We start from the raw sequence: 12050 nt of genomic DNA on the forward strand, positions 1-12050 counted from the left end.
GAAGAGGAAAATGTATGAGTGGGAATGATGTTATGATGTTATACAGATTATTGCCAGGATGCACAATGGCTGGAGATTCTTTCAGGACGAGACACGCGAAATATCAACATCCTGCCCGGGAAAATTCCCGGGCAGGAAAATTATACGGCTATACCACTCGTCCCATAGCCGGGTCTGTAAAGCTGTCGCGACCTGTTTCCACATGCCCTCCAAATCGCCGCTCAAAATGGGTGAAGCCATCTATCAGAATACTGAAATCGTACCATCCGTGATTTTTGCCAAGATCCAGTACAATACTGGACGATTGGTTCCCGGAAAGCACTTTCCGGATAGTTTTATGCTGATATGCGTTATCTTTTATTTCCACTGTATAATTGCCCGTATGATGGCTGCTGAGTGTTAATGTCAGGTTACCTGTCAGCTTTTTTCCCAGGCTCCTGGCCCGTTCGTACTCGCAGGCAATGGTAACTACCGGATCTGCTGTATTGCCTTTCACTTCACGGAAGAAGCCATTGGGGCCATATGTGCGCAGGTGATAAATACCGTTTTCAAAGGAGGCTACCGGCCACGCATCGCTGATATTATCGCCTGCCCGCACTGCGTAGGAGCGGCTTCCGGCAGCTTCAAAAGCTTCTTCGCCGCTTCCGGATTTTTGCAGGTATTTGCCAGGGAAATGTACATTAAAGGGCGCCCCTGCGGCCTGCGCTCCGAAAATTTCATTGCCTGCCCGGAACACCAGTGCAATACTTTTTTTATCTGCACTGAGTTTGCTGTCGACATACAACTGATAGGGTGACGGACAAGCAGGCCGGATACCGGATTCCTGCCGGGGCATAGCCTTTGAAGAAGCCGGAGCATGATTGATCTCTGCTATTTCCTCCCGGGTCAGAGATTTAAAATCATCCGGATCTTTCTTGAATTTTGCGCTATTGATTTTTTCAATAAAAGGATCTTTTTTCAGAAAGGGAAGTGTGTCAATCTTCGCCCCGTTATACGGCTTGAACACAGCCGTCAGATCACCGGTTATTGTCCGGCGCCATGTGCTGATATTTTCTTCACGTATATCTTTGCCAAATTTTTTGTTCAGGAATTTTTCCAGGAACTGTAAGGTGGAGGTATGATCATATACTTCGGAACATACATTGCCCCCTCTCGTCCATGGTGAGGCCACAATGAGCGGCACACGGAAGCCTAATCCTATGGGACCACCGCGGGCTTCCCTTTTTGGTATTTCTTCCGCCAGTTCCTGTTCCAGTGTAATGTATTCCACGGTAGTATCTATCCCATCCGAACATTTTCCGGAGTCCGCGTTAAGGGGATCAGGCGCTACAAACGGTGGCACATGATCGAAATAACCATCATTCTCATCGTAGGTGAGGATAACGATTGTTTTTTTCCATACTTCCGGATTTTTGGTAAGAATATCCAATACTTCCGATACATACAACTGGCCATACCAGGGCGCACTGGGATGATCCGAAAAATTCTGTGCCCCTGCCAACCATGATACCGTAGGTAGTTTGCCGTTATCTACATCCTCCCGGAACTGATGCAACACGTCTCCTTTAGGAACAAAAGTCTGCCGTTTAGTATCGCCATCTGTATAATCAAGCGTAGTGATCTCATGAAAATGCGGGTCGCCGGCGTTTGTTGTAAATGCATTATTGTACAGGTCTTTTTCTGCCTGTGATAATTTTTCAAAATTCTCCGGTGTAAATGTAACCAGGTCTTTTTGCGCGGTGGCCAGTACTTCCTGTTTTTTTGCGATGGCCGTCTTCGTCTTTTGATAAGCATCGCTTCCCTGCGACAGAGAAGCAAGCTTTGCTTCCAGCTCTTTGATCTCACCGGGAAGTGTTGCTGTTTGTTTTTGCAATGCCTGGATATAACGGGGAGAAAACTTTACTGCGTAGCTGGCAAACCATTCCAAAGGATTACAGCCGAAGTTGGCCAGCCAGGCTCTTTCTTCACCAGTAAATCCGCCGCCTGTGTCGATATCGTTTTGATAAAATTTCCAGGAGATGTTATTTTTTGCAAGACGTTCGGGAAATGTATCGTATGTCAGATTGGCTATCCGCCAGTTCCCCAGGTTCCGGATAAAAGTTCTTCCCCCCTGATCCGGCTTTTCCCTGATGGTACCGGTCCAGAAAAATAACCGGTTGGGATTAGTGCTGGTCATAGCAGAGCAGAAGTTTTGGTCGCATATGGTAAATGCATCTGCCAGCGCATAATTGAAAGGAATATCTTCGCGGGTATAATGTCCGAGGGTCATCGGAATATTCGCATATTTTTTATCATAAGGCTGTTTGGCTATCAGCCACTGGTCGTATTTACCCAGATTAAAAGCATCTACCTGGCTTGACCGGGAATGAGGCGTAGATCCCATCCAGGTAGCTTTGGTATCCTTCATATCAAATCTGAAGGGGGTATATGTTTCGCCGGCAGCATTGGTTTGCAGCCATACCAGGTTTTTATTGGGTAAGGTAATGGCCCGTGGATCGTTGAATCCACGTACGCCCTGCAACGTGCCGAAGCAGTGATCAAAAGAACGGTTTTCCTGCATGAGGACCACTACATGCTCCGCATCCATGAAAGTGCTGCCCGGTTGTGGGTTAATGGCCAGCGCCCGTTGGATAGAAGCCGGTAATATACCGGAGATACCCGCTGCACCCGACAGCAGCATACTCTTTTTTAGAAAATCTCTTCTTGAATCCATAATTCTTAAGTTAATGTTTATTTCTTCAGGAAATAATTAAACCACCTTGTTGCTTTCCGTTCATCCTGACAAAAGCCTCTCCTGCTTTTACACCTAATTCCTGTCCTCTGAATATTTCCATAGCAGCATGCCCGCGGCTATATATTTTATCAGGATGCTGACTGGTGTGACAGTACACTGCTTTTCTTTTTTGTTCCTGCGTGTCGCTGATATCCACATAGTCGGTAGGATGAAAAATCATTGTCTGATCGCCGGTCAGCACTTCGAAAAAATAGAGCGAGAATTTTTGCTGCATCTTCCTCCATGCCTGTATTGTCAACAGGCTGGCCGCCTGGTGATCCGGATGTGTATCCACAGGCCAATGCGCGAATACGATATCCGGCTGCTCCGCTTCGAGCAATGCCTGTATTTTATTTATCCATTCGTTATTGACGATTGTTTCCCCATCTGTTTGTCCTGCAAACACCGGCCTGGCTTTCAGCACACGACATGCATTGATAGCTTCCTGTTTCCTCACAGCAGCAGCTTCGGCATGTGAACTGCCGCGGATACCACCTTCTCCCTGTGTTAAATAAATGATTGTTATGTCATGACCAGCATTGGCAAGTCTTGCCAGGGTACCGCCACAACCGGTTTCAGGGTCATCCGGATGCCCGCCTACGCAAACAATTTTCCGTTGATTTATTTTCGCACCGGCTTGTGCCTGCAACAGGGATGGAAGGGATAAAAAGCCTGCACCCGCTATTGTATTTTTTATAAATGTGCGACGATTGTTTGCTGACATACTTTAGTCTGATTTTTTAAATGAATATATTCATCACGATCTTTTCAATGCTTTCTTGGATCATACAATTGCGGCATCCATACCTGGAAAGTAGCAGGCACCTTCCCATTTCCTGCGGAGGCATAATCACATAACGTAATCTGCGCAGGCTTGGGTGCTTCCGTAGCATCCTTATAAAATTCCGGGAAAAAGGCTGCCTGGTATTGCAGCCAAATATTATCCGTAGATGCTGATGCCGGTGTAAGCGTAATGTATCCTTCTTTATCCTTTGCCGGCGTGTTCGTAGTGCCAAGGTCCGGGCCCGGCAGCCGCGTATCGCGGGCCAGCACAACAGGGCCTCTCAGTATGGCCGCATATTGATGATCGGTGCCTTGTGTAATTACCCGGCCACGCATGTCGAGTTGGAGAGAAATAACATCTTTCGCCGTCCATACTTTTTTCAATGTTGCATATTCTCCGGGTGTAACCGGGATAGTTTCGTCATTTATCTTCAGCGTCGTTTGCCTGCTCCATGCAGGAATCCTGATGCGTATCATCATTTCTTCCGGTGCATCCATGGCCATGCTGAGATTGATCTTTCCTGAAACAGGATAATCTGTTTGCTGCAACAGGGTTACTTTTTTCCCTGAAGGCGTTTTCAACACGTAAGATCCTTCCACAAAAAAGTTGACCGACAATCCTTCTTTCATCGACATGACAGTGGTGAGTGGCAGCGTAAACTGACCGCGCGGACCACTTGCAACGCAGCAATTCAGCTCCATGCCGCATTGCCCGCTTCCCGGCAGCCGCTCACCGTTCAATGGTGTGTATTTCGCCCAATCCGAGCCATCAGCATTCAACGCGCCCATTAAGGCATTGTAATAGGCTTCCTCGATGGCGTGCGCATATTTTACGTTGCCGGTAAGGCGTAACAATTGCTGACTGAATTTTATCCAGGTCACCGTAACACAGGTTTCCTGGTAATGAACCACGGGAGAGGTTTGTAGTTTTTTCCCGCCGAACCACATTTCATAAGAAGCACCTGAACCGGCGATATTGATCTCGGTATCGCGGATATTGTTCCAGGTATCTTCTGCTGCTTTCAGATGTTCTTTCTTTCCGGTAACCCGGTATAATTCGATCAGCCCTTCGTAACACGACATCATCTCGTATGCTTTCTGTCCCTGATCCCAGCTATACCAGGATTCCGGTTTGGGAAAACGTTCGCTTACATTTACACCCGCTTTGCTGATCAGCATCGGACCGCCAGGTGTTTCCCATTGCGCCACGATCTTTTCTGCAAATGCGAGATATTTTTTATCCCCGGTAAGACTATACAAGCGCACAATGCCCTCCAGGATGGAGGATGCTGCCATGCCCCGGTAGTTTCCTTTATTCACGATAATACCGTCTTTCTCATTGATCTCCCGGATCAGGTGATCGGTCAATTTGCGAGCGGCCCGGAGACTATTGGTATCACCGGTAAGATCGTGATAGTCCAGCAGGCCAAGCAGGCAATATTTCCGGCCCCATATATCCCATTGTTCCAGGCGGTTTTCCGGCTTATAATTCCCGATGTAGCCATCTGGTGTTTGCGTAGCTATCAGGTCTTTCACGGCAGTTTGCAATACCTTTTTCAGGGCAGGCTCCGGGCGGTACTTATAAGCCAGCACGGCCGAAGTGAACCATTTCCCCCAGAATTCTGTTTGCCATAAACGTGTTTCTGTCCGATGTCTGAAAGGTGTTACCAGGGTATTTACATCCTGGGCGAGGATCCTGTTCTGATAAGACAGGTCCAGCTTTCTGCCAATAAATCCTTTCATGACAGCACTTTCCGATGGCTGCAAATAATCCCGCATGCCGCTGCCTGTATCAGAAGAAAGAAAAGAAGCGCCTCCCAGCGCCTGGCGGGATGCAAACAGTAAGCCGGCGGCAACCACGCCGCTGTTCCGGATAAAGCTTCTTCTTGAAAGTTCACTGCATTGACTTGTTCGATTAACACTCATGGTACAATAAGGTAAAATATTTTTTTATTTTTTTATAATCGCTTTTCTTATTCCCTGTAAAAGACTATCTCCCAGGATCTTTGAAGGCGTGAGCCACCCCCCTTCCCCATTTTCATTCCAGGCATACAATAAGGCGATGCGTTCTTTTGGTGTTTGCCCGGGATGCTGTGCTATCCATTCCTGCAGCGCAGTGATATCATTGTAAACGGACTGCTGTGAGTAGCCGGTGAAGCGTTGCACCACTTCATCTGTTTTTCTCCAGGGGCGCGGGTCCCAGTTTAAAGTGGCCACGGGGATATAGGGTAAGGAGGTAGTACCACTGATCTTTTCCCATATGCTACGATCGCCGGCGAGCATTTGTTGAATGGGATTTTCTGCCTGACCCGGCGTAAAGCCTACTACATGATAATTGTAACCGGTGAGTATATCAAACCCGCAGGCTTCTGCGTCACGTACTTCTGAGGGCCCTACGCAAACCGCCATCGTTCCCCCTTTCAGCCCTTCCGCTACTGCAACATGCCTGAGCGAATCCAGCGCCTTGTGCACTGCCGCCGCATCACCAAATTCCGTTACGAGCGAAGAAACACTGAAGAAGATCAGCAAGGGTTTTTCATTCACTTTCAGATAGGTAGGGTCCTTGAAAAGTTTGATCCATTGTCCTGTAAGGGTTTTCCAGCTTTGAGGTGTGGTTAGATAAGGTTTATGATTGGCTACCATCAGGCAAAACTTTAGCCGCTGCTTGTTTGGCGCGTCCAGATATAAGCTCAGGGCATTGTTCAGGGGTATATTACTTAACCCTTCCCTGTAATACCAATCGAAGCTGAAGAATTGAATGCCTGCATCTGCAGCGGCATCAATCTGTTTTTTCATAATATCGGGTGTGCTGGTTACCCAGCCCCATATGGGTTCCCGCTCGGGGAACCCATTCTTCAGCAATGGTGTGATATGATGTGACCCTTCGGTCCAACCGTCAAAATAATAGGCGCCGAGGTTTATAGCCGGCCCCTTCATATGATTAACGGATTTACCCTGAGCGAGATCCTTTTTACAACTCAACAGTATCAAGGCCCCCAGGAGAAAATATCTGATCATCGTAATAGATTTAAATACATACTGAAGCAGCAAAACCGTTCAGCTATGCAGTGATAGTTTGCAATGCCCGGATAGGGCATTGCTTTGATCATTCATTTTAAAGGCCCTGGTAGCCCGGGTTTTCAACAAGGTTTGGATCTATTCCTATCCGGCCGGGCGTTATCGGGAAATAATAGTTGGCATCATAAAAACGTGGATCACTGGTAGACCCATCCATTTTAGGAATGACGGTTATTTTGTACTTGCCGGTATTAGCATCGTGGATATATCGCAGACCTGTACGGTTAACAGTAAGTACAGACTTTGCCACCCTCCATCTCCGGAGATCCCAGTAACGGTGACCTTCGAAGGCGAGTTCCACCTGTCTTTCATGCCGGATCTTGTCGCGGTCTATCGCATCCAGCTTTTTTATTCCTGCTCTCAGCCTCACCTGATTTACCGCATCCAACGCATCATTCGACTTTCCAAGATTGAATGCCGCCTCTGCGTAGTTGAGCAGTACTTCTCCATAACGGAATATGATCCAGTCCTGTTGAGAAGTGGTGAAATCACCGAGGTTGTTATGTTTCTCGTCAAGATATTTCAGCACGCCAAAGCCGGTCTTCATCGTAGAAGGTCCTTTACCCAGCACGCCGTTATAGGAATCAGTAGTGATGCTTCCGTCCGGCTTTACGATGCCGTTATGGCAATCCAGGATGATGCCTTGCCAGGCAGTATTCAAAGTATATATGCTTGCATAAAAGCGGGGATCTTTGTTGGCCCACAGCTCATCTGTTGTCCATAGTTTGCTTTGAAGCAAAGTGCGGTCCAGTGTACCCGGCGTGCCATCTGCTTTCTCGAATGCTTCGGCTGTTTCCAGGTAAGGGCCGTCGTTGTTTCCCTGTGCCCATGCATTGGGAGTAGGACATTGCATAAAGTCGTATGTCCAGCCGCCGCCGCCCTGATCGCAACTGATCTGATCATGTGGTCTTACAAAGATCCTTTCCGGGTTATCATTTTCATCCAGGAAAACGTCTTTGAAGTTGGCTATCTTATCCGGGTTTTTATCGTACAGTTTGAATAGTCCGCTCTTGATGATCTTGTCTGCAGCATCGTAAGCAAGCTGGTAATATGCATTCGTTTTACCTGCATCAATACCCACTACGCCTTCTATCTGTACGGTTCCGAATTTTGCAATGCTGGCAGCATAGAGGGCAGCCCTGCTTTTCAATGCCCATACCGCAAACTGGGAAGGTCTTCCCACTTCCGTAGCAGGACGGGAAGGCGGCAGGTCGGCCTGGATAGCATCACATTCAGACAGGATGAAGTCATAAATCTCCTGCTCTTTTGCGCGCTTCGGATACAGGCTTTCATGAGGATCAGTGATCTGTTGAGGTACCAGGATGAGCGGAACACCGCCGTAACGTTTTACCATCGCGAAATAGGCAAATGCCCTGAGAAACCGGGCTTCCGCCACCCTGCCTTTTTTGAACGCATCATCTACCGGTGATTCAGGCACGCGCTGTATAAATTCATTCAACACACGTATGGTGGAATAGGCAGACTCCCACCATTCCAGCATACCACCGGAACTTCTTATGCCGCCCTGTTTGAATGCATTGGCATTACCCGCCCACGTATGATTGGAGATGCATTCATCGCTTACGCAATTTAACATCAGCATCGTAAAGTGGTTGCCCGAACTGGAAATGTGGTGATCGTTATCATTATCAAAAACGAACATCCCCATATAAGCGTTCGTAAGATATGCTTCTATCAGCGCCTGGTCATTCCATACCACTTTATCTGTAATGATGTCCAGCGGGGCTTTGTCCAATACTTCCCTGGTACAGGATGTAGCAGCCACCAGCGTGATTATAAGGATTGAGATTATCTTTCTCATGAATATTCTTTTATCGTTGAAATAATTTAGAATGAAACATTAGCACCAATACTGATGGTCCGCTGTTGCGGGTAATAGAAAGTGCCGTTCATCCCCGATGGTGCTTCCGGATCAAGTCCGTATTTTTTCAGCTTATCGAAAGTCACCAGGTTGGTGCCTGCCACATACAACCGGGCCTGGACCAGTTTTACTGCCTGCGCCCATCTTTGCGGAAGGTTATAGCCCAGGGACAAAGTTTTCAGCCGCAGGTATCCCGCTTTTTTATAGCGGTAATCTGAAAAGCCGGCTCCTTTACCCCCCAGTCTGGGTACTAATGCATTCCCATTATTATTCTCTTCTGTCCATCTTTCATTATATAAAACAGTTGTGTACACGCTACCAAGAGACACATTAACGTCTTTATAGTAACCAAATGCTCCCTGGAAGAGGGCGGAAAGATCGAAGTCCTTATATTTTAAATTTGTACTAAAGCCAAACATCCAGTGAGGCGTAGCGCCTTTACCGATCAGCCACTGGTCCTGCCAGTTAAGTATTGAATCGGGGACCATATCTTTATACCGGAGATCGCCGGGGCGCAGGGATGAATTTGGAGCGGCCGTATTACCATCCTGGTTGAATCCCAGGTCGTCGATCTCCTTCTGACTGGTGAACAGGCCATCAGACAGATAACCGAATACTTCATCGGTCCAGCGACCGGATTTCTGATTGATTCTTTTCTGTTGCGGGTCATTATTATAATCAGGTTCTTCGTAGTGCATCCACTTCGACCTTGACCATGAAATATTGCCGCTTACATTCCATACCAGGTCGTTAAGACGGCCGGTGGTACCCAGTTCCAGTTCAAAGCCCCTGTTGTTTAAACTATTGAGATTTTGTGGAGGCAATGTAGCCCCGAAGCTGGCTGGCAGGGTGGTGATAGCAGTAGCCGGAATCCCGGTTTCTTCGCGATAAAACACATCTCCTGTTCCATACAGTTTGCCTTTCCAGAGAGAAAATTCAAAACCGGCATTGTATATCTTGATCTTTTCCCAGGTGAGGTTTGGATTAGCCAGCCCCTTTGATATTAAAGCCGGTACAGACCCGCTGTTACCAAACAGGTAAGACAATCCGGTTACACCATTAGAGGCTATCTGATAGCCTGTCAGGTACTGGAAATTACCTACGCCGTCATCGCCGGAGGTTCCGTAACTGGCCCGCAGTTTCAGCTCATCAAGATTTCTGAGGCGCTTCATAAAGTTTTCTTCCGTTAGCCGCCAGCCAAGGGAAATGCTGGGGAAATATCCCCATCTTTCGCTAGCAGGAAACTTGGCAGAAGCATCTGCCCTGATAGAAGATTCCAGCAGATATTTATCTTTATAAGAATAATTCAGTCGTCCTACATAACTGGCCCTTCCCATTTCGGAAGCGGAACCGTTGTTGCTCATGCCGCTCAAACTTCCGGCATACAACTGATCGATAGCGTCGGTCATGAAATCCTGCCGCCTTGCAGACAGATAATCGTTGTAATAATCGATCACTTCATAAAGCGCCAGCACACGCAGATGGTGGTCAGTTGCAATTGTTTTATCATAGTTCAGCGACATCTGACCGGTAATGGTTCTGCTCTTTGTATCCGTAACCGTCATGTTTGCACGCGCATTATAGGAACCCGCCTGCGTATAAGTTTGTGTACTGTAATCGTAGGTAAAGTATTTATATGGCTTCTCGAAAACTGTTCCAGTGGTATAATTCTGGGCATAGTTCATAAATATTTTTGCAGAGAGCCCTTCAACAGCGTGCGACTGGTATGTGAGGGCCATGGTGCCCCTGAGGTCCTGTGATACAGATTTAGCATATCCTGCAATATCCATGTTGGTGGTCATTTGAGCACCACCGGTTCCACCGCCGTCGGCAAAGGAGTTTTTGTCCGGATCAGGCAATGCAGCGGGATAAGTAGGTAAAGTACGCCAGAAGTCTTCCCAGGCGGCCGTTTTTGTTGCGCTTGTACTGGCCAGGCGCGGGGGATATTTCCGTTTTCCAACAGACGAATACAGGTCAAGTTGTAAAGAGAAATTATCCGAAATTTTTGCATCAACATTCGACATCAGGTTATAGCGATTGTAATTGCTACCGCTTTTTTTCCAAAGCGTTCCCTGGTCTTCATAACCAAAAAATCCATAGTATTTTATCTTTTCAGAACCTCCCCTTACAGCAATATTATGCTGCCACATCGGCGCCCAATCGCGGATCAGTTCATCATACCAGTTGGTATTGGGGTATTGCGGATCTGTTCCTGCATAATACTTTTGTATCTGTTCGGGCGTATAAGGAGCATTGGCTTCGGGTTGCCCGGACTGGATATAGGCTTCCCTGGCCAGTTCCGCCTGCTGGCCGGCATTCACAGGCTTGGGCATCATGGTAATGCCCTGCATGCTGTAGGAGCTGTTCAGCGTGATGACAGGCTTGCCGAGCTGGCCTCTTTTTGTCGTGATTAATATTACACCGTTGCCTGCACGCGAGCCATAGATGGATGCTGCGCCGTCTTTCAGAATAGAAATAGATGCAATCTGGTTAGGATCAAGGGTATTAAAATCGGCTTCCACACCGTCAACAATTATAAGTGCATCTCCAAAGCCACGGATACTCAGCTTGGCCGCATCAAAGCCTGGTTGTCCGCTTGACTGCAATGATACCAGCCCTGGCAGGCGGCCCGCGAGACTGTTCGCCACACTAGCTACCGGCGCTACACTCAGTTGTTCCCCTTTCACGGAAGCGATGGATCCTGTAATACTTTCTCTTTTCTGCGTACCATAACCTACAACCACTACTTCATCCAGCCCTGAAGAGGAAGCTGTTAACCGGATGAGGAGACTGGCCTGGTTGCCCGGGGATATTTCCTGGGTTTGGTAGCCGATAAAAGAAACAGTCAGTACAGCGTTTTCGGGAATCAACAGGGTAAATTTACCGTCGGCATCTGTGGTGATACCCTGCGCGGTACCTTTCACCTGAACGGTTACACCGGGTAGCGGCGTTCCTTTCTCATCCAGCACCGTGCCCTGTATCTTATGCTGACTGGAAAGGTCGTCACGGGGTGAAATCACCACCATGTTACTGTCTACAATCCTGTAGTAGAGGGAACTTCCCAGCACATTATCCAGGACTTGCTCCAGGGTAGCCTGTTTTACACTGATACTTACAGGAGCAAGATGCTTCAGGTTTTTTTCATTGTAAAAGAAACGATAACTGCTCTGACGCTGTATTTTGGTGAGTACCTGGTCTACCCCCACTTTATCCATTTTTAGCGTGAAAGTTTCCTGTGGATATACTTTGGCGGAAATCTGAAGGCAGCATAGAAGGACGAGCGGGAAGGTTAGCTTCATACATCGTACAAGTTTACGGACCAATCCATCGCCCTGTGAGAGGGATGACTGTAATTTTTTTTTCATATTTTTGCTTTGAGATTGAATATTTGGAGCAGGCATGCTGTCAACGTCCCATGCTCCTTTATACATTTCAGACTAAGGGGAAAGCTGCACGCTTTTCCCTTTTTTATTTTACGTTACCCGGGTAGCGGGTGTGGCAAATGGAATGGCCTATGTATTCTTGTAAAAGAAC

Annotated in this window: 6 protein-coding genes; all 6 read right to left on the minus strand. The window is 47.5% G+C overall.

Features of this window, described 5'->3' with window-relative positions; translation table 11 throughout:
• Window positions 1-148 precede the first annotated feature (148 nt).
• Window positions 149-2713, minus strand: a complete 2565-nt coding sequence (locus tag ABQ275_RS12495) for a phosphocholine-specific phospholipase C (RefSeq protein WP_349318647.1) — start codon at window positions 2711-2713, stop codon at window positions 149-151.
• Between the two features lie 25 nt (window positions 2714-2738).
• Window positions 2739-3497 carry a PIG-L deacetylase family protein gene (locus tag ABQ275_RS12500; protein WP_349318648.1) on the minus strand — a complete coding sequence of 253 codons (759 nt, stop codon included), beginning with the start codon at window positions 3495-3497 and terminating at the stop codon, window positions 2739-2741.
• Window positions 3498-3541: 44 nt separating this feature from the next.
• Complete coding sequence (locus ABQ275_RS12505; protein ID WP_349318649.1) at window positions 3542-5482, minus strand: beta-L-arabinofuranosidase domain-containing protein; 1941 nt, start codon at window positions 5480-5482, stop codon at window positions 3542-3544.
• Between the two features lie 24 nt (window positions 5483-5506).
• Window positions 5507-6574 carry a glycoside hydrolase family 99-like domain-containing protein gene (locus ABQ275_RS12510; RefSeq protein ID WP_349318650.1) on the minus strand — a complete coding sequence of 356 codons (1068 nt, stop codon included), beginning with the start codon at window positions 6572-6574 and terminating at the stop codon, window positions 5507-5509.
• A 97-nt stretch (window positions 6575-6671) separates the two neighbouring features.
• Window positions 6672-8456: a RagB/SusD family nutrient uptake outer membrane protein gene (locus ABQ275_RS12515; RefSeq protein ID WP_349318651.1), complete on the minus strand. Its 1785-nt coding sequence runs from the start codon at window positions 8454-8456 to the stop codon at window positions 6672-6674.
• 26 nt (window positions 8457-8482) lie between these two features.
• Window positions 8483-11815: a TonB-dependent receptor gene (locus tag ABQ275_RS12520; RefSeq protein WP_349318652.1), complete on the minus strand. Its 3333-nt coding sequence runs from the start codon at window positions 11813-11815 to the stop codon at window positions 8483-8485.
• Window positions 11816-12050: the final 235 nt, after the last annotated feature.

The organism is Chitinophaga sp. MM2321 (genome assembly GCF_964033635.1).
In the GTDB taxonomy this organism is placed as follows: domain Bacteria; phylum Bacteroidota; class Bacteroidia; order Chitinophagales; family Chitinophagaceae; genus Chitinophaga.